Raw genomic sequence first — 26,183 nt, 5'->3', positions numbered from 1 at the left:
CAGCCCCTGCTTCACTGGACTCAGTTACGGTCCAGCCACACGGTCTGGGCATTGGTGAACTCCCGCACACCAAAGTGCGACAGCTCGCGCCCGAAGCCGCTTTTCTTCACGCCGCCGAACGCCACGCGGGGGTCGGATGCGCAGTAACCATTGATGAACACGCCACCGGTATCCAACGCGGCAGTCATGCGCTCGGCCAGCGCATAATCGGCGGTGTAGATGGTCGCCGCCAGGCCGAATTCGCTGTCGTTGGCCAGCTCCACGGCATGCTCGGCGTCACGGGCCGTGATGATCGCCGCCACCGGGCCGAACAGCTCTTGCTTGAATGCTGTCATGTCCGGGGTCACATTGGCGAACACGGTCGGGGCATAGAAGTTGGCAACGCCTTCAACCTTGTGGCCGCCCAGCAGCAGGGTGGCACCCTCGGCCAGCGTCGCCTGTACCTGGCCATCCAGCTCGTCGCGCAGGTCGTAGCGGGCCATGGGGCCGATGTAGGTGTCGTCCTGCAGCGGGTTGCCCATGTTCAGCTGCCGGGTTGCCTCGACGAACTTGCGGGTGAACGCGTCGGCAATGCTTGCTTCCACGATCATGCGCTTGGCCGCTGCGCAGACCTGGCCGGTGTTCTGGTAGCGACCGATGACGGCAGCCTGGACGGCGGCGTCCAGGTCGGCGTCAGCCAGTACGATGAACGGGTCGGAACCGCCGAGTTCGAGCACGCATTTTTTCAGTGCGGCACCGGCCTGGGCACCGATCGCCATGCCGGCACGCACGCTACCGGTCAGGGTCACCGCGGCAATGCGCGGGTCATTGATGGCGCGGGTGACACCCTCCGGGGTCACGTTCAGCACTTCGAAAATGCCTTGCGGCAGGCCGGCATCCTTGAACAGTTCGCCCAGCAGGTAGGCGCTGCCCATTACGTTCGGCGCGTGCTTGAGCACGTAGGTATTGCCGGCCAGGATCGCCGGCACGGCGCCGCGCAGTACCTGCCAGACCGGGAAGTTCCAAGGCATCACCGCCAGGATAGGGCCCAGCGGGCGGTATTCGATGCGGGCCTTTTCGACCTGGGTAGGCTCGGCGGCCAGCATCGCGGGGCCGTGCTCGGCATACCAGCGGCACAAGCCAACGCACTTGGCGACTTCGCCGCGGGCCTGGGCGATGGGCTTGCCGATTTCACGGCTGATCATCTGCGCAAAGGCCTCGGCCTTGGCTTCAAGGGTGCTGGCCAAGGCGAGCAGGTACTCGCTGCGCTGACCCAGCGACACTTGGCGCCACTGGCGGTAGCCGGCCTTGGCACGCTGCAGCGCCGCTTCCAGTGCGGCGTCGGTGTCGAACGGGTAGGCGCCGATCTGCTCGCCGGTGTACGGGTCGAGGGAGATGGCGTGGGTCAGGCTGCTGATCGCACTCATGGTAGGGCACTCTCGTCGTTATTGAACGGTGGAGCCAGACTAGTGGGCTATGGCTTTAATGAAAACTGAATAATAATGAGCGAAACATTCACGTTTGGAGAAAGGCTGTGGACCTGGTGCAATTGGAGATCTTCAAGGCCGTGGCAGAGCAGGGCAGCATCAGCGCTGCTGCGCAGCATATCCACCGGGTGCCTTCCAACCTGACCACGCGCATCAAGCAGCTGGAAGAAGACTTGGGTGTGGAACTGTTCATCCGCGAGAAAAGCCGTTTGCGCCTGTCACCCGCGGGTTGGAACTTCCTGGAATACACCCGGCGCATTCTCGACCTGGTGCACGAGGCCCGCCTGACCGTGGCCGGTGAAGACCCGCAGGGCACCTTCGCCCTGGGCTCGCTGGAAAGCACCGCAGCCGTGCGTATTCCGGCCTTGCTGGCGGCCTACAACCAGCGCTACCCCAAGGTGGACCTGGACCTGTCCACCGGCCCTTCAGGGACCATGCTCGAGGGGGTGTTGTCTGGCCGGCTGGTGGCTGCGTTCGTCGATGGCCCGGTGTTGCACCCCACGTTGGAGGGCATACCGGTGTTCGAGGAAGAGATGATGGTCATCGCACCGCTCAATCATGCCCCGGTGACCCGCGCCCAGGACGTCAACGGCGAAAACATCTACGCGTTCCGGGCCAACTGTTCGTACCGGCATCACTTCGAAAACTGGTTCGTCCAGGACCAGGCGGTTCCCGGCAAGATCCATGAAATGGAGTCGTACCACGGCATGCTCGCCTGCGTCAGCGCCGGGGCCGGCCTGGCCATGCTGCCGCGCAGCATGCTCGACAACATGCCGGGCTGCAGCACGGTCAGCGCCTGGCCCATGTCGGAAGACTTCCGCTACCTGAAAACCTGGCTGGTGTGGCGACGTGGCACGGTATCACGCAGCTTGAGCATGTTCGTGAAACTGCTTGAAGAAAAGAACACAAACCATTGATTTACAACTACTAATCTACGTCTAGTCCGCACGTCTGTATGGCGCTCGCGGTGTGGTAGCGCCTCACACCGCAACGGTGTATGAGCAATAATGGCAATTTACTTCCAACTTTCTGATTATCTGGACAATAATCAGAAAAGTATTACCTCGTGTGACCGGTCGGGATGAACCGGTCACCGCTTAATCGAGGGGCTACAGCCCCCGCTTGTCGTGTAGACCATCAGGAGAGTCGTAGATGAAAACCCGTCTTGCAGCATCGCTGGCCGTTGCCGTGCTGGCACTTGCCGGCGCTGGCACGGCCCAGGCCGCGCAGGTGTCCGGCGCCGTGGGCGTAACCAGCCAGGGCGACATGACCTACCGCATTGGCATGTCGTTCGACTGGGACAAGAAGTGGCTGCAAAGCGACATCGGCTATGTCAGCGGTTACTGGGACGCCGGCTACACCTACTGGGAGGGCGGCGACGCCAGTGGCGCCCATTCGCTGTCGTTCAGCCCGGTGTTCACCTATGAATTCAGCGGTTTCACCTACACCCCGTACATCGAAGCGGGTATCGGCCTGGCCGCGTTCTCCAAGACCGATGTGGGCGACCAGCGCCTGGGTTCGTCGTTCAACTTCGAGGACCGTATCGGCCTTGGCCTGAAACTGCCAGGGGAGCAGAAGGTCGGGCTGCGTGCGATCCATTACTCCAACGCCGGGATCAAGCAGCCCAACGACGGCATCGAGTCGTATTCGCTGTTCTACAGCAAAGGTTTCTGACAGGTAGGGCTGCTTATGCAGCCCCAGCCGTTCAGAAGGTGTACGCGACGCCAGCCTGTACCGTACGCGGCGCACCCGGGTAGGCATACAGGTTGAATGCGCCTTCGTCATACGCCTTGTTGAACAGGTTCTTCACATCCAGGTTCAGGCGTATATGGTCGTTGACCTGGTAGAAGGTCAGCAGATCAACCACCGTGTATTGCTCCATGGTGTACGTGGTGGCCTCGGTCTGGCCGTTGCGGTCATCCACGTATTTCACCCCAAGCCCCAAGCCAAGCCCCTTGGCGACACCGTCCTGGAACTCATAGGTGTTGAGCAGGCTGAAACTGTTGCGCGGGATATTGGCCAGTCGCGTGCCGGTTGGCAGGCGGTTGTCCTTGGTCACTTCGGCATCCACATAGGCGTAGCCGCCAATGACGCGCCACTCGGGGGTGACATTGCCAGCAACGTTGATATCCAGGCCCCGGCTGCGCACTTCGCCGGCCGCCACGCTGTAGTTCGGGTCCACCGGGTCGCGGGTCAACACGTTTTCCTTGACGATGTGGTAGACCGCTGCGTCGACACTCAGCTGGCGGTCGAGCGCTTCCCATTTCACGCCCAGTTCGTAGGATTTGCCCTTTTCCGGGTCGAAGCCCCCGCCGCTGGCCGGGGTTCCCGTATTGGGTTTGAAAGAGCGCGCTGTGTTGGCGTAGACGGCGACCGTGTCGGTCAGGTCATAGACCAGGCCGATACGGGGCGTAGCACCGTTTTCGCCTTTGCTGAAATCACCAGCATTGTCCAGCTTGTTGTCGTAGTCATGCTCGAAGCGCTCGAAGCGTACGCCTGCCAGAGCCTTCAAACGCTCGGTCAGGGCCACCTGGTCCTGGATGAAGAAGGCCCAGGTCTGCAGGTTCTCCTTGTCCCAGGTCGTGGTGCGGGTCAGCGCCGGCCGTGGCTGGCCAAGCACCGGGTCGTAGATGTCGATGGGGTACGTGCCCGCCACCGCAGAGGACCGCTGGATGATCGAGTTGTAGTCGTAGTTCTCGTACTCCACACCCGTCAGCAGGGTGTGGCTGAAACCGCCAGTGTCGAAGTAACCCGTCAGGTTCAGCTGCCAGTCGCGATCGGTCCACTCCAGCTTGCGATAGTTGAAGTTACGCTCCAGCGTTCGCCCATCCAGCGGCGCGCCGTTGGCTTCGACCGCATTGCCCTTGAGTGAGCCATCGAGGAACTGGAACCCGCCCGCCAGCGTCCAGTTGTCATTGAGCAGGTGCTCGAAACGCACCTGCGCCATGTTGTTGTCATTGTGCAGCAGGTTGTCGCTGCCTTTTTCCCAGATATAGGTGTCACGCGAGGCGCTGCCACGCTGGGTGGCGTAGCGGGTCAGGCCGCGGTCCAGCGGGTGGTTGTTGCGCATGAAGTCGCCTTCGAACACGACCTTGGTGGTGTCGTTGACCTGCCAGCTGAGCACGGGCGCCACGTCATAACGCTCGCTTTGCACATCATCACGGAAACTGTCGCCGCCCTCGCCAAGCAGGTTCAGGCGGTAGGCCAGCGAGCCGTCCTGGTTCAGCGGGCCGGCGGCGTCGAGGGTGGCGCGGTGCATGCCCTGGTCGTCGAACTGGCTGCCCAGGGTGACCTTGGGTTCTGAAAGCGGCTGCTTGCTGACCACGTTGAAGGTGCCGCCGGGGTCGCCACGGCCGTACAGGCTGCTGGCCGGGCCGCGGATCACCTCCAGCCGCTCGACGGTATTGGCGTCCGGTGCGTTGGGGTAACCACGGTTGATCGGGAAACCGTTACGGTAGAACTCGCCGGTGGTAAAGCCGCGCACGGTGAAGGTGGTAAGGCCCTGGCCACCGAAGTTGTTGGCCCGGCCGACGCCACCGGCATAGTCCAGGCCGTCTTGCAGGCGCGTGGCACCGGTGTCTTGCAGCACCGCCTTGGGCACCACGCTGACCGACTGCGGTGTTTCGTGCAGCGCGGTGTCGGTGCGGGTGGCACTGGCGGAACGGTTGGCCTTGTAGCCGAGCACCGGGCCATCAGCCCGTTCGCTGTCGGCTGTGCCAGTGATGCTCAGGGCCTGGAGTTCGATGTGGGCCGGGTCACTGAGCGGTTCGGGCTCGGCAAGGGCCAATGGGGAGACAGCATGAAGCACACAAAGCGAAACGAACGTGCGACGCATCGACTGGACGATCCTGAAGTAGGGCGCTGAGAGAAATTTGCGCCACGAAATTACTACGAATCATTATCAAATGCATTAATTTTAAATCGCACGCATGTGCCAGATGCGCTGCACGCCTGGGCCCGCGTTCAATCCTGGTCGTTCCACCCGCCACCCAGTGCTGCAAACAGGTTCACCTCTGCCAGCAACTGCGCCAGGCGGTCGTTGATCAGCCCTTGCTGGGCACTGAACAACGCGCGCTGCGCGTCCAGGAAGGTGAGGCTGCTGTCCACGCCAATGCGGTAACGGTGCTCGGCCAGGTCGTAATAGCGTCGGCTGGCTGCGACCAGGTCGTGTTGTGCCTGCAGTTGGCGCTGGTAGGTCGCCCGTGCGGCCAGGCCATCTGCAACTTCCTGAAATGCGCGCTGGACGGCTCGTTGGTACTGCGCCACCTGGATATCCTTCTGCAGGCGCGCATAATCCAGGCTGGCGCGCAGGCTGCCCGCGGTGAAGATTGGCAGGTTGATCTGCGGTTGGAAGAGCCAGGTCCCCGAACCTGCATCGAACAGGCCACTGAGCTGGGGGCTGGTGCTGCCGGCATTGGCGGTGAGGCTGATGCTGGGAAAGAACGCCGCCCGCGCAGCACCGATATTGGCGTTGGCGGCGCGCAACTGGTACTCGGCCTGGCGTATGTCGGGGCGCCGCTGCAGCAAGTCAGACGGTAAACCTGCCGGCAGCCTGGCAATCTGCTCGGCCGCCAGGGGCTGTGCGACCCCCTTCGCAGCAACGGGGGCACCCACCAGCAGCGTCAGCTGGTTCAGGTCTTGCGCGACCAGCCGCTGGTAACGCGCCACTGCCGCCCGGGTGCTGTCCACGCGGGTGCGCGCCTGGACCTCATCCAGTGCCGACAGCGTGCCCGCCCGGCGCTGGTTACGGGCCAGGCGCAGGCTGCGCAGGTCAGTGGCCAGGGTTTCGTTGGCCAGGGTCAGCAGCGCCTGGTCGGCCTGCCAGGTCAGGTACACACTGGCAACGCTCGCCACCAGGCTCAGGCGGCTACTGCGCCGTGCCTGTTCACTGGCCAGGTAGTTCAGCAATGCCTGGTCGCTGAGGCTGCGCACCCGGCCGAACAGGTCGATTTCGTAGGCGCTCAGCCCCAGCGTGGCCGCGTAGCTGGAACTGATCATGCCTTTGCCGGTACCGGTCATGCCCCTGGGCAGGTACTGACGCTGGCCGTGGCCATCAGCCGCCACCTTGGGTAGCCGTTCGGCGCGCTGCACGCGGTATTGTGCCTGCGCGGCCGCGACGTTGAGTGCGGCGGTGCGCAGGTCGCGGTTGTTGGCCAGGGCGGCCTCGATCAACTGGCGCAGCACCGGGTCGCGGAATACCTGCTGCCCGTCTTCGACCGGTGGTGGCGACGGCGTATCGGCGGTATAGGCGGGCCCTTGCGGAAACTGCGCGGGTATCGCATGGGCGGGGCGTTGGTAAGCAGGGGCGAGTGAACAGCCGCACAACAGCACGGCAAACAAGGTCAACACATGTCGGGGCATTGCAGGTTCTCGCAGTCAGGCACCGGCCATCCATTTCGCCAGGCCGTGGCGGCCGCTGACCCCTAGTTTGGCCGTGGCACGCTTGAGGTAGGTTTCCACCGAGCTGTTCTTTACATTCAACCGCTGGGCCATCTCTGGCACGGTACCGCCGGTAAGCAGCCCCAGGCATACCTCCTGTTCTCGGGTCGACAGGCGCACAGCCTCGTGCGCCAGCCGTTCACCGAATGCCTGGCGCAGCGAACCCGCTTCAAGCTCGCCCTGGGCCGCCCCTGCAGGGTGCGTGGTGCCCTGCTCAAGCAGTTGCCCGTGGTGCTCGACCAAGGGCAGCAGGGTGTCGGACAAACACTTGAGCTGGGACAATTCACTCAGCGCGAAGGCGCGCTGGCACGGCAGGCGATGAAAGCTGATCACCCACCGCTTGCGGCCATTGCACGACACCAGATGGCACTGATGGGCACTCTGGCGCGCCTGCAAAGCGCCAGGCGGGGCCTTGAACTCGATCAGCAGCGGGTCCTTCATCTGCATGATGCGCTGCAGCAGCGGTTGGTGCTGGTTTTCGCCAGCGGCGGCGGGTTGCAGCCCAGCACTGCCGAGCACCTTGATATGGCTGACATTCGTCCGCTGCGGGTCAAGCGTCCATTCGCTGAGTTCGAGCCGGTGAACAGGCACCTGGGCTGCCACCAGGCCCAACATCTGGTCAGCGAAGCCTGCGGCGCCGGTGCTGGCGATCAGCTCCCCCAATTGCAGGTAAAGCTGTGGGTCGGGGCGGTAGTCGCGGCTGTCGGTCAGCATCATTTCCTTGTCGTCCTTGGTTCAGGGTATTGCAGCAGGGGGTTTGGCGGGCCAGTGCTCCAGCGTGGAAGGGAGTTGGGGTAGGCGTATTCAAGCCCGCTGGCGGGCAGGCGTCTGTAATGGAAAACCGGGACAGAAAATGCCATCGATCGGCTGCTTTGGGTGGCGGCCCCGGCACGCGGCGCGCGTGGCAACTGCTGCGTTGCCGGGTATTTGACGCCATAAGCACGGCGAATGCGGCCTGATCGCAGCGCGTGGAAGGTGCCGTAGGTCATCGGGGGTGGTCAGCTATGGCAAATCTCCTACATGTTTTTCAGCGGGCCGCCCGCGCGCTGCGGTTGTCCGGGTTTGGCAGGCCATACAGCTGCCGGCAGCGGTGCTTGAATGCGCGGATGATCAACCAGAAGGACCTGCCGAATCATGCCTGCCCCAGACACTTTCGCCCTGACCGTTGCCCAGCGTGACATCTGGCTGGACCAAATCAGCCATGGCGACTCACCCCTGTACAACATCGGGGCGTACGTGGAGTTGCAAGGCAACGTGGACGCCGGGCTGTTGCAGCAAGCGCTGCAGCACCTGGTGGCTGAGCATGATGGGCTGCGAACGGTGCTGGTCACGCAGGGCGGGCTTGCCCGCCAGTACTTCGCCACGCAGATGGCGGTAACGCTGGCCCGGCATGACTTGCGCCAGGCCAGCGAGCCTTTCGCAGCTGCATCAGGCTTGCTAGAGGCGCAAATGCGCACCCCTTATCAGCTGGATGCCGCCAGCCCGCTATGGGCGGCCACCTTGATCCGCATTGGCGAACAGCGTTACCTGCTGGCGCTGCAAGCCCACCATCTGATCCTCGATGGCTGGGGTGTGGATCAGTGGTTCAAGCAGCTTGCAGACCATTACCGCCTGTTGCTGCAAGGCCTGCCCCTGCCGCACGGGGCAGCGTCCTACACAGCCTTTATCGAGGACGACGCCCAGTACCAGGCATCCGTGCGCCAAACCCGCGATCGCGACTACTGGCTGGCCAAGTACCAGCAGTTGCCCGATGCCCTGCTGGCCCCGCGCGAACGCGCGAGCGCGGCAACCGCCACGCCCAGTGGCGCGCAGCGCCAGCCGTTCGACCGCCCACTGCTGGCCCGCCTGCGCGGCTTCGCTGCCGACCTGCAAGCCTCGCCGCTGCACGTGCTGCTGGCCGCCTTGCACGTCTGCGTGACACGTACCTGGCAGCGCGATGAGTGGGTGGTCGGAGTGCCGGTCCGCAACCGCAGCAACGCGCGCTTCAAGGCGACCCTGGGGTTGTTCACCCAAGTCAGCGCGCTGCGCCTGGGTTTTGCCCGCGAGTGCTCGTTCGCCACGCTGGTGCAGGGCATCCGCGATGCGCTCAAGCAGGATTTTCGCCATCAGCGTTTCGCCCTCAGTGAGCTCAACCGCAGCCTTGGCGCACTGCGCGAAGAACGGCCGCAGCTGTTCGAGTTGATGGTCTCGTTCGAGGACGACAGCAACGCACTGCACATCACCGACGCGCCTGGCCATACGGTGATGATCTGCAACGGCCACGAACCCACGCCACTGAGTGTCCACCTGCGCTGCAACAGCTACAGCGACGCCGCCATGCTGCACGTGGTGCATGACCGCGCCTGGTTTACCGACGATGAAGCCCAGGCCCTGGCGCAGCGCCTGCTGCACGTGCTGGAGCAAGGGCTGCAACAGCCGCAGGCGACAGCCGGCGACTTCGACCTGCTCACCGCGCCTGAGCACGCTGCGCTCGAACGGTGGAATGCCACGCAAATGCCGGTGGCGGCTGCGGGCCTGATTCAACAGCGCATCCAGGCCCAGGCCAAGGCCCGGCCGGCCGCAGTGGCGGCGCGCTTCCATGACCAGGCGCTGACCTATGGCGAACTTGAGCGGCGCGCGGAGCTGCTGGCGCAGCACTTGGCGGGCCTGGGCGTTGGGCCCGAACGCCGGGTAGCGCTGATCGCCCAGCGCGGGCTGGATACTTTGGTAGGGTTGCTGGCCGTGCTCAAGGCCGGCGCTGCCTATGTGCCCATAGACCCTGCGCACCCCCGTGAGCGGCTTGCCTATCTGCTTCAGGACAGCGCCCCGGAGGTGCTGCTGACCCTGTCCCGGCTGGTGGATCGGCTGCCGGCCCACACCCTGGCGCAGATCGAACTGGACCGCTTCGACTGGGCCGCAGCGCCCGCCAGGGCGTTCGAGTTCGCCGCGCAAGCGCCCACAGACCTTGCCTACGTCATCTATACCTCCGGCTCTACCGGCTTGCCCAAAGGGGTGATGGTCGAGCAGCGCATGCTGGCCAACCTGGTCGACTGGCACTGCAGCAACTTCGGCCTCGGCCCTGGGCGGCAGCAATCGAGCCTGGCAGGTTTCGGCTTCGATGCCATGGCCTGGGAGATCTGGCCGGCGCTGTGCAGCGGCGCGACCTTGCACCTGGCACCGGTGCGCGACGGGGCTGAAGACATCGACGCCTTGCTCGCCTGGTGGCGCGCGCAGCCGCTGGACGTCAGCTTTCTGCCCACCCCCGTGGCCGAGCACGCCTTCGCCCAGGGCGAGCTGCACCCCACCTTGCACACCCTGCTGGTCGGCGGCGACCGCCTGCGCCGCCTGGCCCGCGAGCAGCGCTACCGCGTGGTCAACAACTACGGCCCCACGGAAACCACGGTGGTGGCCACCTCGGGCGAAGTACTGCCGGGCAGGCCGCTGCATATCGGCGGGCCGGTGGCCAATACCCGGCTCTATGTGCTCGATGCTCAGCGCCAGTTGCTGCCGCCCGGTGTGGCGGGCGAGCTGTATGTGGGCGGCCAGGGGGTAGCCCGTGGCTACCTGAACCGCCCGCAGATGACAGCCGAACGCTTCATTGCCGACCCTTTCAGCCGCGAGCCGGGCGCCCGCCTGTACCGCACCGGGGACCTGGTGCGTTGGCTAGCCGACGGTACGCTGGAGTACCTTGGGCGTAACGACGATCAGGTCAAGGTCCGTGGCGTGCGGGTTGAGTTGGCCGAGATCGAGGCCGCGCTCACCCGCCATGCGGCTGTGCGCGAAAGCGTGGTCATGTTGCGCGATGGCCAGCTGCAAGCCTGGTTCATCGCCGACCTGCCGGTGACGCCGCGGGCGTTGCATGAGCACCTGCGTGAACGGCTGTCGGTCGCCTTGTTGCCGGGGGCCTTCGTGCGCCTTGAGCGCTGGCCGCTGACCGCCAATGGCAAGCTCGACCGCCGGGCGTTGCCGCACGCCGACGAAAACAGCCAGGTGCGCCGTGAGCACGAAGCGCCGCAAGGCGCAGTCGAACAGCAGCTGGCGCAGCTGTGGGGCGAGTTGCTGCAGGTTGAACGGGTAGGGCGCCAGGACCACTTCTTCGAACTCGGTGGCCATTCACTGCTGGCCGTGCAATTGATCGAACGCATGCGCCAGCAAGGCTGGCAGGCGGACGTACAGGTGCTGTTCGGGCAATCGACCCTGGCCAGCCTGGCTGCCAGCGTGACTCGGGTCGAACAGCCAGTACTGCCGGGCAACCAGGTACCCCCGGGTTGCCAGCGCATTACCCCGGGCATGCTGGCACTCACCGAACTGGACCAGGCTGCCATCGATCGCATCGTGGCCACGGTGCCAGGTGGGGCCGCCAATGTGCAGGAAATCTACCCACTGGCCCCTCTGCAGCAGGGGCTGCTTTACCACCATGTTGCCGACGCCCGCGACCCCTACCAGCAGCAAGCGTTGTTCGCCTTCGCCAGCCATGCACAACTGCAAGCCTTTGCCGTTGCCTTGCAGCAGGTGATCGAGCGCCACGATATTCTGCGCACCAGCCTGTGCTGGGAAGGCCTGGAGCACCCGCAGCAGGTGGTCTGGCGCCAGGCGCGCCTGCCGGTCGAGCAGTGGCACGGCCCCGCTGCGCAGTTGCGCAGCCACTTCGACCCGCAACGCCAGCCCCTGGACCTGCGCCGGGCGCCGATGATGGCGCTGGTGTGCAGCGAGGATACCGACCAGGGCCGTTGGCTGGGCCTGTTGCGCTTCCATCACCTGGTCAACGATGCGGTATCGCTGCAGGTGCTGCTGGGTGAGCTGGCAGCCTGCATGGCCGGGCAGGGCGAGGGCTTGGCCACGCCAGTGGCTTACCGCGACTATGTCGCCGCCAGCAACCAGGCCGAGCGCCAGGCCGGTCACGCCGCCTTCTTCAGCGCGCAACTGGCCGGTATCGAGCCGCAAGCACCGATCCCCGGTTATGGCGGGGCGCCAGTCGATGAGCAGCAGTTGGAGCGCTGCGACCATCGCCTGGCCGGCGAACAGGTTGCCGCGTTACGCCAGCAGGCACGGCACCAGGGCGCCAGCCTGGCCAGCCTGCTGCACCTGGCGTGGGCACAGGTGCTGGGCCACCTCGGCGGGCGTGACGAGGTGGTGCTGGGCACCGTACTGCTGGGGCGCAGCATGGCCGGCCCCGGTGCCGGCAGCGCGATGGGCATGTTCATCAACAGCCTGCCGTTGCGTGTCCCGCTGGCCCAACGTGCACCCGGCCAGGCGCTGCGTGAAACCCATGCCGGGCTGGCCGCCTTGCTGGCGCATGAAGATGCGCCGCTGATCCTGGCCCAGCGTTGCAGCGGCCTGCCCGCAGGCAGCGCACTGTTCGACAGTCTGGTGAATTACCGCCAGGGCAGCCTCCCGTTCGGCCAGGTGCTGCCCGGTGTAGCGCTGGTCGAGGCCAGCGAGGTCGAGAGCCACGGGCTGGTGCTGACCGTGGATGAGCAGGCAGATACGCTGCAACTGGCCGTGCGTGCGCCGCTTGCGATCGGGGCGCAACGGGTCATGGACTTCGTGCTCAACGCCCTGCAGCAATTGGCCGATGCGCTTGCCCGCGGCAGCAGTGAAGGCCTGCAGGCCCTGTGTGCAGTGCCACACACCGAGTTGCAGCGTTTGTTGCAGGGCTTGAACCGCACCGAAGACCCGCACAGCCCAACCTGGCAGACCCTGCCTGCGTTACTCGAGGCCCAGGTTCGGCGCACGCCACAGGCCATCGCCCTGCAGGCGGGCGACGAGAGCCTGGACTACCAAACGCTGAATGCCCAGGCCAACCGCCTGGCGCACCAGTTGATTGCCCAAGGGGTCGGCCCGGACAGCCGGGTGGCTGTGTGCGTGGAGCGCGGCATTTCGCTAATGGTGGCTTTGCTTGGCGTGCTCAAGGCCGGCGGTGCCTATGTGCCGCTGGACCCCGGCTACCCGCAGGAACGCCTGCGCTTCATGTTGCAGGACTGCACGCCAACGCTGGTGCTGGTGCACGGCGCTACCCAGGGCCTGTTCGCTGGCCTGGCCTGTCGCTGGCTCGACCTGGACGCGCACAGCTGGCAGGCCAACCCGGCCGATAACCCGCAGGTCGAGGGGCTGGGGCCGTCACAACTGGCCTATGTGATGTACACCTCGGGGTCCACGGGCACGCCCAAGGGGGTCATGGTGGAGCACCGTGGGCTGTGCAACCTGATGCACTGGGGGTCGCAAATCTGCCCGCCGCGCCCTGGGGATGCGTTGCTGCAACGTGCGCCGTTCACATTCGATGGCTCGGTGTGGGAGCTGTTCTGGCCCTTGACTGCCGGCCTGCGCCTGGTCCTGGCGCGGCCGGACGGCCACCGTGACCCGGCGTACATGGTGCAGCTGATTCAGGCCCGGCAGGTCAGCGTCGTGAAGTTCGTACCGGCCCTGCTGCATCAGTTCCTCGAGCAGCCGGGCGTGGAGCGCTGCACCAGCCTGACCGATATTTTCTGCGGCGGCGGCGAGCTGACCCTGGCGCTGGTGCACAGCGTGCGGCAACGCTTGCCCGGCGTGCGCCTGCACAATGTCTACGGCCCCACCGAGGCGACGGTGGACAGCACCGCGTGGACCTTGCAAGCGCAGCAACCCTTACCCACGCAGGCACCACCGATTGGTCGGCCGATCAGCAACACCCGGCTGTATGTGCTGGACGCGCACGACCGGCCGGTGCCCCTGGGGGCGGTGGGCCAGTTGCACATCGGCGGTGTCGGCGTAGCGCGCGGTTACCTGGGTTTGCCGCACTTGCAGGCCGAGCGTTTCATTGCCAGCCCGTTCGTCGAAGGCGACCGCCTGTACCGTACTGGTGACCTGGTGCGCTACCGCGCCGACGGCGAACTGGACTTCGTGGGGCGCAACGACTTCCAGGTCAAGTTGCGGGGTCTGCGCGTTGAACTGGGGGAAATCGAAGCGTTGCTGGCCGCCTACCCGGCGGTGGGGCAGGCGGTGGTCCTGATGCGAGAAGAGCGCCTGGTGGCGTACTTCACCTGCGACGATGGCCAGCCGGCGCCGGCGCTGGAGGCGCTGCGCAGCCACCTGCTGGCGCGCATGCCCGAATACATGGTGCCGCAGGCCTTCGTGCGCCTGGCGGCGTTGCCACTGAGCCGCAATGGCAAGGTTGACCGCAGCGCGCTGCCGGCGCCGGATGCCGAGGCCGTGATCAGCCGTGCATACCAGGCCCCGCAGGGCGAACTGGAAACAGCGCTGGCCGCGATCTGGACCGAGGTGCTGAAGATCGAACAGGTGGGCCGCGACGACAACTTCTTCGAGTTGGGCGGGCATTCGCTGCTGGCGGTCAGCCTGGTGGCGCGCATGCGCCAGGCCGGGTTGCATGTGGACGCCAGAACCTTGTTCAGCCAGCCGACATTGGCGGGGCTGGCGGCCAGCACCCAGCGCGAGCAGCTTGCCGTGGTGGTGCCACAAACCACCATCCCTGGCCTGGGCAAGCGCCGGCGCCTCTGACCGGCGCTTGCCATGAACGCAGCCTTGCATCGCGCAGGGCTGCTTCACCCTTCCTGCCATCAGCCCAGGGCGGTGCCATGCACCGCGCAGGCTCGAATTGTCCCCACTCTCCATGTCAGACCGCCCGGTCACGATCCATTAGCGTGTCCCCCAACCTTATTTCCAGGCAAAGCAGGATGCTTACCGATGCACTTCAGCGAACTGATGGCAGCTCTTTCCACCCGTGCAATTCGACTCCAGCGTGAAGACCAGGACCTGATCGTCCTCGGTGACGACGAAACCCTGGACGATCATTTGTGGGAGGCGCTGTCACGGCACAAGCCGGCCTTGCTGGAGATGCTTGCCGAACAGGATGACGACTGGCTCAGCCCGGCCTTTCGCATCACCCCCGACATGCTGCCACTGGTAACCCTGGACCAGGCCGCCATCGACCGCATTGTCGAGCAGGTGCCGGGCGGTGCCGCCAACGTGCAGGACATCTACCCGCTGGCACCGTTGCAGCAGGGCATGCTTTACCACCACCTGGCCGCCAGCGAGGGCGACCCGTACCTGTCGCAGGTGCAACTGCATTTTGCCAGCAAGGAGCACCTGGGGGCCTTTGCCCAGGCGCTGCAATGGGTCATCCAGCGGCACGACATTCTGCGTACCGCCGTGCACTGGGAGTACCTGGACAACCCGGTACAGGTGGTCTGGCGTGAAGCTGCACTGGTCCGCGAGGCCTTGCCGCTGGCCGGCAGCCACGCACTGGCCAGCCTGTGCCAGCGCTTCGACCCGCGTCACTACCGGCTCGACCTGCGCCAGGCGCCGTTGATGCAACTGGTGCATGCCCAGGGCGAGGGCGAGCAATGGGTCGCGCTGCTGATGTTCCACCACGTGATCATGGACCACACCGCGCTGGACATCGTGCGCCGCGAACTGCAGGCCCACCTTGCCGGCACCTGTGCGCAGCTACCGCCACCCATGCCGTTTCGCAATGTGCTGGCGGCAGCGCGCCAGGCCCTCGACGAACAGGCCCATGAACGTTTCTTCGGTGAAATGCTGGGTGACATCGATGAGCCCACGCTCGCCTTCGGCCAGCAGGACAAGGTCGACCAGCCCCTGCAGCAGGCACGCCTGACCCTGGCGCCGGCGCTCAGCCAGCGCCTGCGTGCCCAGGCCCGGCAGTTGGGGGTGAGCCCGGCCAGCGTACTGCACCTGGGTTTCGCCCGGTTGATCGGCCAGCTCTCGGCACGCCAGGCCGTGGTGTTCGGCAGCGTGTTGCTGGGCCGCATGACCACCGGAGTTGGCGGCGAGCAGGCGCTGGGTATGTTCATCAATACCTTGCCGCTGCGCATCGACCTGGGCCAGCACAGCGTGCGCGACGGGCTGCTGGCCACCCATCGCCGGCTCAGCGCCTTGCTCGGCCATGAGCAGGCATCGTTGGCGCTGGCCCAGCGTTGCAGCGGCGTGGCCGCACCGGCGCCGCTGTTCAACAGCATGCTCAATTACCGCCACAGTGACGCGGGCGACGCGGCCGAGATCATACCGGTTGCCCCCGGCATCGATATTGTCGGCGCCGAAGAACGTACCGATTATCCGCTGACCGTCAGTGTCGATGACCTGGGTGAGGACCTGCGCCTGACGGTGCAGAGCCTGCCCCAATGGCATGCGCCGCGCCTGTGCGCGCAGTTCGAACAGGTGCTGGCCAGCCTGGTGGAGGCCTTGGAACAGGCACCGGGCACGCCGTTGCAAGCGCTGGCGGTGTTGCCGGCCGAGGAGCGCGAGCAGGTGCTGCAACGGTTCAACGACAGCGCCCGGCACTACCCGCAGGGCAGCACCGTACATGCGCTGGTCGAGGCCCAGGCTGCCCATATACCCGACGCGCCGGCGCTGCTGCAGGCCGGCCAGGCGCTGAGCTACGGTGAACTCAATCGCCAGGCCAACCAGCTGGCCCACCAGTTGCGCGCGCGGGGTGTGCAACTGGGTGACCGGGTCGCCTTGTGCCTGCCGCGCAACGCCAGGCGGCTGGTGGGCATGCTTGGCGTGCTCAAGGCCGGTGCGGCCTACGTTCCGATTGACCCGGGTTACCCGGCCGCCCGCATTGCCTACCTGCTCGACGACAGCGCGCCGCTGCTGTTGCTGGCGCAAACCACCGTCAACGGCTTGCCCGGCGCTGTGCCGCGGCTGGACCTGGACCAGGCCGAGGCCTATGCCACCGACAACAGCAACCCCCAGGTGCCGGGGCTGGATGCCCAGCAGCTGGCCTACCTGGTGTACACCTCCGGGTCCACCGGGCAACCCAAAGGGGTGATGGTCGAGCACCATGCCCTGGCCAACCTGGTGCACTGGCATTGCCAGGCGTTTGCCGTGGACAACGCCAGCCAGGCTTCCAGCCTGGCCGGTTTCGGTTTCGATGCGATGGCCTGGGAAGTGTGGCCAAGCCTGAGCGCCGGGGCCACCTTGCACCTGCCACCGGCACACATCGGCAACGAGCATGTCGACGAACTGCTCGACTGGTGGCTGCAGCAGCCGCTGACGGTCAGCTTCCTGCCTACGCCGGTGGCCGAGCAGGCCTTGCGCCGTGAGCATCAGCACCCGACCTTGCGCACCCTGCTGGTCGGTGGTGACCGCCTGCGCCAGTTCGACCGCGACCCAGGCTTTGCCGTGGTCAACAACTACGGCCCGACCGAGACTACCGTCGTGGCCACCTCGGGGCTGCTCAGCCCAGGTAATGCACTGCACATCGGCCGACCGACTGCCAACACTCGGCTCTATGTGCTCGACCAGGGCCTGCAACCTGTACCCGTGGGCGTTGCCGGCGAGCTGTACATCGGCGGTGCGCAAGTGGCGCGTGGCTACTTCAACCGCCCAGCATTGACCGAAGAGCGCTTCCTGGCCGACCCGTTCAGCTCCCAGGCCAATGCCCGCATGTACCGCAGCGGCGACCTGGTGCGCTGGAACAGCGATGGCACCCTTGACTACCTCGGGCGCAACGACGACCAGGTGAAGATCCGCGGCGTGCGGGTCGAACTGGGTGAAGTCGAAGCCGCCCTCGCGGCGCAACCGGGCGTCGGCGCGGCCGTGGTGTTGGTCCGCGGCGAACGGCTGCTGGCCTGGTACACCGAAACTACCCCGTTGAACCCGCATACCCTGCGCGAGGCGCTGCGCGCCTGCCTGCCTGCACACATGTTGCCGGTGGCGTTCACCCGCCTGGCCGAACTGCCGTTGACCAGCCACGGCAAGCTCGACCGCCGCGCGCTCCCGGAACCGGCCACTGGCGAACTGTTCGGCCAGCAGTACGAGGCGCCGCAAGGCGCTACCGAAACGGCCATGGCGCAGGTCTGGGCCGAGGTGCTGGGTGTCGAACGGGTGGGGCGGCAGGACAACTTCTTCGAACTTGGCGGCCATTCGCTGCTGGCCGTTACGCTGGTCGAGCGGTTGCGTAGCGCAGGTATGGTCATTGATGTACGGGTGCTGTTTGCCCAACCGACCGTGCTGGCGTTGGCCGCTGTAGTGGGGGCCGGTGCGGAAATCGCCGTGCCCGCCAATCGCGTCCCGCCGGGCGCCGAGCGCATCACCCCGGGCATGCTCAGCCTGGTCGAGCTGGAGCAGACGGTCATCGACCAGGTGGTTGCCAGTGTGCCGGGCGGCGCCGCCAACGTGCAGGAAATCTACCCCCTGGCACCGCTGCAGCAGGGGGTGCTGTACCACCACCTGAGCGCGGAGCAAGGCGACCCCTACCTGCTGCAGACGCGCCTGGCATTCGACAGCGTGGAGCGCTTGCTGGCCTGGGCCGGGGCGTTGCAACAGGTGATCGACCGCCACGACATCCTGCGCACGGCCGTGCTCTGGCAGGCCCTGCCGCAGCCCCTGCAAGTGGTATGGCGGGAGGCACTGCTGGGTGTTCATGAAGTCGATGACCTGCCCGAGCAGCCCGGCGTGGCCCGTATCGACCAGTTGCACGCGCGCTTCGACGCCCGCCACCACCGCATGGACCTGGGCCAGGCCCCGCTGACCCGCTTGTACTACAGCCTCGACCCGGCCAACCAGCAAGTGGTGGCGGTGCTGCTGTTCCATCACCTCACCCTCGACCATACCGCCATGGACGTGGTGGCCCGTGAAATGCGTGCGCTGCTGTTCGGCCAGGGCCACAGCCTGCCGCCGGCGGTGCCGTACCGTAACTATGTGGCCCAGGCCTGCCTGGGCGACCAGGGCGGGCATGAAGCGTTCTTCCGCGACATGCTGGCCGACGTCGAGGAGCCGACCTTGCCGTTGGGCCATGCCGACGTGCAGGGCGACGGCCGTGCTGTGCAGAGTGCCACGCAAGCCCTGGACGCGGGGCTGGCCGGGCGTCTGCGCAGCCAGGCCCGGCAGCTGGGGGTCAGCGCCGCAAGCCTGATGCACCTGGCCTGGGCCCGTGTGCTCGGCGTGCTGGCCAACCGCGACGACGTGGTCTTCGGCACCGTGCTGATGGGCCGCCTGCAAGGGGGCGAGGGCGCCGACCGCGCCTTGGGCATGTTCATCAATACCTTGCCGCTGCGGGTCGACACGCGGCAGCCAGTCGCCAGCGCCGTGCGCGCCGCCCACCGCAGCCTGGCAGCGCTGCTGGCCCATGAGCACGCACCGCTGGCCCTGGCCCAGCGCTGCAGCGGCGTGCCCGCTTCGGCGCCGTTGTTCAGCGCCTTGCTTAATTATCGGCACAGTGCCGACGATGCGCCGCATGAAGGCGAGGGCATATGGGAGGGGGTGCGGCTGCTGGGTGGCGAAGAGCGCAGCAATTACCCCTTGACCCTCAGCGTCAACGACCTGGGCCAAGGGTTCACGTTCAGCGTTCTGGCTGTGCCTGGCATTGGCGCGGCGCGGGTGGCGGCCTGGATGTGCAACGCCGTCGCCGAACTGGTCCAGGCCCTGGCGCTCAGCCAGGGCACCCCACTGAACGCCCTGTCCATCCTCGACGAAGACGCCCGTCAGCAGTTGCTCGGCCGCTTCAACGCCACCGCGCAAGCCTTCCCCCCGGCGACCACGGTGCATGGGTTGATCGAGGCCCAGGCCGCCAGCACGCCAGACGCCAGCGCAGTAAGCCAGGGTGAGGAAACGCTCAGTTACGGCGAGCTGAACCGGCGTGCCAACCAGCTGGCGCACCAGCTGATCGCCATGGGCGTGCAGTGTGGTGACCGCGTTGCACTGTGCCTTGGGCGCCACTGCGAACGCATTGTCGGCCTGTTGGCGGTGCTCAAGGCCGGCGCGGCGTACGTGCCGGTAGACCCGGGGTACCCGGCCGAGCGCATCGCCTACCTGATGACCGACAGTGCCCCACGGTTGGTACTGGCCGACACGCAAACCACCGGGCTGCCGACCGCTATTGCTCGGCTCGACCTGGATTCGCCAGCGGCTTACCACAGCCTCAGCGACAACCCACAAGTACCTGGCCTGGGTGCCCAGCAACTGGCCTATCTGGTCTACACCTCGGGCTCCACCGGCCAACCCAAAGGCGTGATGGTCGAGCACCACACCCTGCTCAACCTGGTGCATTGGCACTGCCAGGCATTTGCCGTGCAGGCCGGTACCCGTACCTCGAGCGTGGCTGGCTTCGGTTTCGACGCCATGGCCTGGGAGGTCTGGCCGGCCTTGTGCGCTGGGGCCACCCTGCACCTGCCGCCGGCAGCTGTCGGCAATGAGCACGTGGAGGAACTGCTGGACTGGTGGCAGCAACAGCCCTTGGCGGTGAGCTTCCTGCCCACCCCTGTGGCCGAGCAGGCATTGCGTCGCCCGGTACAGCACCCGACCCTGCGTACCCTGCTGGTGGGTGGCGACCGCCTGCGCCAGTTCGACCGCGACCCAGGCTTTGCCGTGGTCAACAACTACGGCCCCACCGAAACCACCGTGGTCGCGACTTCGGGGGCCTTGCAGCCCGGTGCGGCGCTGCACATCGGCTACCCCATCGCCAATACCCGGGTGTATGTGCTGGATGAGCGCCGGCAGCCGGTGCCTGCCGGTGTGGTTGGCGAGCTGTACATCGGCGGCGCGCAGGTTGCACGGGGCTATTTCAACCGCCCTGAGCTGACCCAACAGCGCTTCCTGGCCGACCCGTTCAGCCGCCTGCCGGGCGCGCGGATGTACCGAAGCGGTGACCTGGTGCGGTGGAATACCGACGGGACGCTGGACTACCTGGGCCGCAATGACGACCAGGTGAAGGTCCGCGGTGTGCGCGTGGAACTGGGCGAGATCGAGGCCGCGCTGGCTGCCCAGCCGGGCGTGCGTGATGCGGTGGTGCTGGTCCGCGACGAACGCCTGCTGGCCTGGTTCACCGCAAGCGCCGCTGTGACGGTCGACCACCTGCGCCAGGCCTTGCAAGCCTGCCTGCCGGCGTACATGGTGCCGCAGGCGCTGATGCGCCTGGAAACACTGCCGCTCACCCCCCATGGCAAGCTCGACCGCCGCGCGCTGCCCGACCCGGACACTACCGACCTGGTCGGGCACGGCTACGAAGCCCCTGTGGGCGAGACCGAAATCGCCATGGCGGCCATATGGGCGCATGTGCTGGGTGTCGACCGGGTAGGGCGCCACGATAACTTCTTCGAGCTAGGTGGCCACTCGCTGTTGGCGGTCAGCCTGATCGAGCGCTTGCGCCAACAGGGCCTGCCAACCGATGTGCGGGTGCTGTTTGGCCAGCCCACGGTCGCCTCGCTGGCAGCCGCCATAGGCCAGAACCGGCAAGTGATCGTGCCGGAAAACCGTATTGCGCCTGGCTGCACACAGCTCACCCCGGACATGCTGCCGTTGTTGACCCTGGACCAGGCGTCGCTGGAGCGCATTGTGGCAGCGGTACCTGGCGGCGCCGCCAATGTGCAGGACATCTACCCATTGGCGCCGTTGCAGGAAGGTATTCTCTACCACCACCTGAGTGCGACCGGCGAAGACCCCTACCTGCTGCAATGGCCGATCCGCTTTGACAGCCTGGCCCGCCTGCAAGCCTTTGCCGGCGCCCTGGACAAAGTCATCGCCCGGCACGATGTGCTGCGCACCGCCGTGCTCTGGGACAGCCTGGCACAGCCGGTCCAGGTCGTGCTGCGCACGGTCGCCCCAGTTGCCACAGGCGCGGCCACCCGCATGGCCTTTGACCTGAGCCAGGCCCCGCTGATCCGCCTGCGCTACCACGGCGCAGAGGGCCCCATCGAAGCCACCTTGCTGTTCCACCATATCGCCCTCGACCACACCGCCATGAAAGCGGTGCTGGCTGAAATTCGCGACCACCTGCACGGCCTGCAACCCACGCAGGCCCCGGTGCCTTACCGCAACTACGTGGCCCAGGCACGCCTGGCCGTCAGCGAGGCTGACCACGAGGCGTTCTTCCGCGCGCAACTGGCCGATATCGACGAACCTACCTTGCCCTATGGGCTGACCGACTTGCAGCTCCAGGCCAGCCAGTTCGAACAGGCCAGCGTGGCCCTGCAACCGGCTGCGTACCAGCGCCTGCGCAGCCAGGCGCGCCAGCTGGGTGTCAGCGCTGCAAGCCTGTTGCACCTGGCCTGGGCACGGCTGGTGGCGGGCACCAGTGGCAAGTCCAGCGTGGTGTTCGGCACCGTCCTGCTCGGCCGCCTGCAAGGTGGGGCCGGCGCCGATCGCGGCCTTGGCATGTTCATCAACACCTTGCCCCTGCGCCTCGACCTGCTGGGCCTGGATGTGCGCGAAGGGGTGCGCCAGGCCCACCAACGGCTGGCGGCACTGCTGGTGCATGAGCACGCGGCGCTGGCGTTGGCCCAGCGTTGCAGCGGCGTGGCCGCGCCCACACCGCTGTTCAGCGCCATGCTCAACTACCGCCATGGCGCCACGGCCAGCGAGCTGCAGGCACATGAGCAAGCGCTGGAAGGCGTGGAGGTATTGCCCCCGCGCGGTCATGGCAACTACCCGATCAGCATGAACATCGATGACCTGGGTGACGGCCTGCGCATCAGTGCGCAGGTCACCGCGCAGGTCGGTGCGCAACGCCTGTGCGAACAGATGCAACAGGTGCTGGTCGGCCTGCTGGACGCGCTGGAGCACGCGCCGGGCACGCCGGTGCAACAGCTCGGCGTGCTCAGCCCGGCGGAGCGCGCACAGCTGCTACAACGCCCTGCGCCACGGCCGCATGACCTTGAGCAGCCGCTGCACCACCTGTTCGAAGCCCAGGTCCGCCGCACCCCCGATGCCGTTGCGCTGGTGGCCGAAGAAGGCCAAATCAGTTACCGCCAGCTCGACGAACAGGCCAACCGCCTGGCCCACCACCTGATCGGGCTGGGGGCCCAACCCGATGCCAGGGTGGCGATCTGCGTCGAGCGTGGGTTGAACATGGTGGTTGGCCTGCTGGCCATTCTCAAAGCCGGCGCTGCCTATGTGCCGGTCGACCCAGGTTACCCAGCCGAGCGTATTCGCCATATGCTGGCCGACAGCGCACCGCTGGCCGTGCTGGTACACGGTGCCACGCGCGACATCGCCGGCACCCTGGACCTGCCATGGGTCGACCTGGACCAGCCGTGCTGGCAGCAGCAACCGATCAGCAACCCGCGCATCCCCGGGCTGGGCGCCCGGCACCTGGCCTATGTGATCTACACCTCGGGCTCCACTGGCGTGCCCAAGGGGGTGATGGTCGAGCACCGCAACGTGGTCAACCTGGTGAACTGGAGCCGCCGTTTGTGCCCACACGTGGGCGAGGGCGGTGTGCTGCACAAGACCCCGGTAAGCTTCGATGCTTCGGTCTGGGAGCTGTTCTGGCCGCTGTGCAGCGGTTTGCGCCTGGTGCTGGCGCGCCCGGATGGCCAGCGCGACCCGGCTTACCTGGTGCAGTGGGTGCAGGCGCAGGCGGTGGCGGTGGTCCAGTTCGTGCCGGCCTTGCTGCAACAGTTCATCGAGCAGCCCGAGAGCCGCCATTGCAACAGCCTGACCGACATCGTGTGTGGCGGCGGTGAGCTGAGCGCAGCGCTGGCGGCCCAGGTGCGCCAGCGCTTGCCGCAGGTGCGCCTGCACAACGTCTACGGCCCTACCGAAACCACGGTGGACTGCAGCGCCTGGACCTTGCAGCCAGACGCCGCGCTCCCTCAAGGCAGCCTGCCCATCGGCCAGGCGATCGACAATACCTGGCTCTGCGTGCTCGACAGCGACGACCAACTGGTGCCGTATGGTGTGGCCGGGCAGCTGCACATTGGCGGCGCCGGGGTAACGCGGGGTTACCTGGGGCTGCCTGAGCAGCAGGCGCAGCGCTTCATCGCCAGCCCGTTCGTCGAAGATGAGCGCCTGTACCGCAGTGGTGACCTGGTGCGCCTGAACCAGGACGGCAACCTGGTATTCCTTGGCCGTTGCGACGAGCAGATCAAGCTGCGTGGGTTGCGCATCGAGCCGGGCGAGATCGAAGCCTGCCTTGCACTGCTCGCCGACGTGCGCGAAGCGGTTGTGCTCGCGGTGGACGACGTGCGCCTGGTCGCCTACTACACAGGTAGGGCACAGCCGGCCGATGACCTGCGCCAGGCATTGCTGGCCCGGCTGCCCGAGTACATGGTGCCTGCCCAGTACATCCACCTTGAACAGCTACCCCTGACCCCCAACGGCAAGCTTGACCGCAAGGCACTGCCAGCGGCGGATACGGCCTTGCACGGGCGACCTTACGAGGCCCCTGTGGGCTCCACCGAGGCCTTGCTGGCGCGGTTGTGGCGCGAACTGCTGGGGGTTGAGCAGGTGGGGCGGCACGACAACTTCTTCGAGCTGGGTGGGCACTCGCTGCTGGCCGTCAGCCTGACCGCGCGCTTGCGCCTGGAAGGTTTGCAGGTCGATGTGCGGACCTTGTTCGGCCAGCCGACCATTGCCGCACTGGCCTCCACGCTCGGGGCCGAGCAAGGTGTGGAAGTGCCGGAAAACCGAATTCCATCGGGTTGCACGCAGATCACCCCGCAGTTGCTCAGCCTGATCGACCTTGACCAGCCCGCCATCGACGCTATCGTCGCCAAGGTGCCAGGCGGCGCCGCCAATGTGCAGGACATCTACCCGTTGGCGCCGTTGCAGGAGGGGATTCTCTATCATCACCTGAGTGCCGAGCACGACCCCTACGTGCTGTACTCCAGGCTGCGCTTCGCCAGCCGCGAACGCTTGCAGGCGTTCGCCAGCGCACTGGACGCGGTCATCGCCCGGCACGATGTGCTGCGCACGGCCATTCTTTGGGAGGGCCTGCCGCAACCGGTGCAAGTGGTCTTGCGGGCCGTTGCACCGGTTGCGCAGGCAGGCGGCGACAACAGCCCATCCAGCACTGCATTCGACCTGAGCCAGGCGCCGCTGCTGCGCCTGCTGTACACCGACGCCGACGGCCCGGTCGAGGCCACCTTGCAGTTCCACCACATCGTGCTCGACCACACGGCGCTCGACGTGGTTGGCGAAGAGCTCAGTGCCCACCTGCTGGGCGCTGCGGCCCCGGCCCATGCCCCTGTGCCGTACCGCAACTACGTAGCCCAGGCGCGCCTGGGCATCAGCCAGGCCGGGCACGAGGCGTTCTTCCGCGGGCAACTGGCGGCTATCGACGAGCCAACCCTGCCGTTCGGCCTGAGTGACGTGCAAGGCGATGGCCGCGACATGCACGAGGCCAAGTTGCCCCTTTCTGCCGACCTGGCCGGCCGCTTGCGCCACCAGGCGCGGCAGTTGGGCATCAGCGTTGCCAGCCTGTTCCACCTGGCCTGGGCGCGTTTGCTGGCCGCCGCCAGTGGCAAGCCCAGCGTGGTGTTCGGTACCGTGTTGCTGGGGCGTCTACAGGGCGGCGAGGGTGCCGAGCGCGCGCTTGGGATGTTCATCAACACCCTGCCACTGCGCATCGACCTCGCCGGCGTCAGCCTGCGCGAGGCGGCCCATGCCACCCACCAGTCGCTCAGTGGCCTGCTTGCCCACGAGCATGCCTCGCTGGCCCTGGCGCAACGTTGCAGTGGCGTCGCCGCGCCGCTGCCGCTGTTCAGCGCCATGCTCAACTACCGCCACGGCGCCGAGCCCGACACGGCGCAGCGCCAGGGCTGGGACGGCATCGAGGTGCTGCAGGGACAGGAGCGTACCAACTACCCATTGAGCTTGAACGTGGATGACCTGGGCGAAGGCTTCCGCCTGGTGGCCATGACCACTGCCGGCGTTGGCGCTGCGCGTATCTGCGGGCAAATGGAGCAGGTGTTGCAGGCCATGGTGCAGGCCCTGGAGCATGAACCGGGGCTGGCGTTGCAGCGCTTGCCGGTGCTGCAGGCCGAGGAACGCCAGCGGGTGCTGGCCGGGTTCAACGACACGGCCGTCGCCTACGACCTCGGGCAGACCTTGCACGGCCTGATCGAAGCGCAGGTTCGGCGCACCCCCGAAGCTGTGGCGGTCAGGGCCGAGGAGGGCGAGCTGAGCTACGGCCAGCTCAACCAGCAGGCCAACCGCCTGGCGCACCATTTGATCGATTTGGGGGTAAAACCGGACGATCGCGTGGCCATCTGCGTCGAACGAAGCCTGTCGATGGTGGTGGGGCTGCTGGCCATTCTCAAGGCCGGTGGCGCTTATGTGCCGGTGGACCCGGACTACCCGGCCGAGCGCGTGCGGCACATGCTCAGCGACAGCGCGCCGGTGGCGGTGCTGGTGCATGCGGCTACCCGGCACGTGCCGGAAGCGGGTCTGCTCATTGATCTGGACCAGCCGAGCTGGGCTTCTTTGCCGGCGACGAACCCTGTGGTGGCAGGGCTGAATGCCCGGCACCTGGCCTACGTGATCTACACCTCCGGTTCGACCGGGTTGCCGAAAGGCGTGATGAACGAGCATGCCGGGGTCGTTAACCGCCTGCTGTGGATGCAG

At 66.4% G+C, this 26,183-nt stretch carries 8 protein-coding genes; 4 read left to right on the top strand and 4 right to left on the bottom strand.

The window, feature by feature from the left end; all coding sequences use genetic code 11:
* Positions 1-20 precede the first annotated feature (20 nt).
* Complete coding sequence (locus tag ACF8SD_RS11075) at positions 21-1,406, bottom strand: aldehyde dehydrogenase family protein (RefSeq protein WP_173889075.1); 1,386 nt, start codon at positions 1,404-1,406, stop codon at positions 21-23.
* A gap of 107 nt (positions 1,407-1,513) precedes the next feature.
* Between ACF8SD_RS11075 and ACF8SD_RS11070 the strand changes: the two genes are divergently transcribed.
* Both ACF8SD_RS11070 and ACF8SD_RS11065 read left to right on the top strand, forming a co-directional pair.
* Positions 1,514-2,383: a LysR family transcriptional regulator gene (locus ACF8SD_RS11070; RefSeq protein WP_173889078.1), complete on the top strand. Its 870-nt coding sequence runs from the start codon at positions 1,514-1,516 to the stop codon at positions 2,381-2,383.
* 235 nt (positions 2,384-2,618) lie between these two features.
* A complete protein-coding gene (locus tag ACF8SD_RS11065) occupies positions 2,619-3,140 on the top strand; it encodes an acyloxyacyl hydrolase (RefSeq protein ID WP_054912899.1) in 522 nt (173 codons plus the stop codon).
* Between the two features lie 31 nt (positions 3,141-3,171).
* On the opposite strand, the gene ACF8SD_RS11060 is transcribed toward ACF8SD_RS11065, so the two are convergent.
* The 3 genes from ACF8SD_RS11060 to ACF8SD_RS11050 form a co-directional block, all read right to left on the bottom strand.
* Positions 3,172-5,301, bottom strand: coding sequence for a TonB-dependent siderophore receptor (locus ACF8SD_RS11060; protein WP_392484340.1), 2,130 nt, complete (start codon positions 5,299-5,301; stop codon positions 3,172-3,174).
* A gap of 128 nt (positions 5,302-5,429) precedes the next feature.
* Positions 5,430-6,827 carry an efflux transporter outer membrane subunit gene (locus tag ACF8SD_RS11055; RefSeq protein ID WP_392484339.1) on the bottom strand — a complete coding sequence of 466 codons (1,398 nt, stop codon included), beginning with the start codon at positions 6,825-6,827 and terminating at the stop codon, positions 5,430-5,432.
* A 15-nt stretch (positions 6,828-6,842) separates the two neighbouring features.
* Entirely contained in the window at positions 6,843-7,622 is a 780-nt protein-coding gene (locus ACF8SD_RS11050) for a helix-turn-helix transcriptional regulator (RefSeq protein WP_392484338.1), read from the bottom strand.
* Positions 7,623-8,039: 417 nt separating this feature from the next.
* On the opposite strand from ACF8SD_RS11050, the gene ACF8SD_RS11045 reads away from it, so the two are divergent.
* Both ACF8SD_RS11045 and ACF8SD_RS11040 read left to right on the top strand, forming a co-directional pair.
* Positions 8,040-14,378 (top strand): amino acid adenylation domain-containing protein, encoded by a 6,339-nt coding sequence (locus tag ACF8SD_RS11045; protein ID WP_392484337.1) that lies wholly within the window; start codon positions 8,040-8,042, stop codon positions 14,376-14,378.
* Between the two features lie 186 nt (positions 14,379-14,564).
* Positions 14,565-26,183, top strand: an 11,619-nt coding sequence (locus ACF8SD_RS11040; protein WP_392484336.1) for an amino acid adenylation domain-containing protein, incomplete at its 3' end; no start/stop codon positions are given.

The sequence above is a fragment of the Pseudomonas sp. CJQ_9 genome, from assembly GCF_043106615.1.
GTDB lineage: Bacteria > Pseudomonadota > Gammaproteobacteria > Pseudomonadales > Pseudomonadaceae > Aquipseudomonas > Aquipseudomonas juntendi.
The sequence above is the reverse complement of the archived record's forward strand: the minus strand, read 5'-3'. Positions and strand labels throughout refer to the sequence as shown.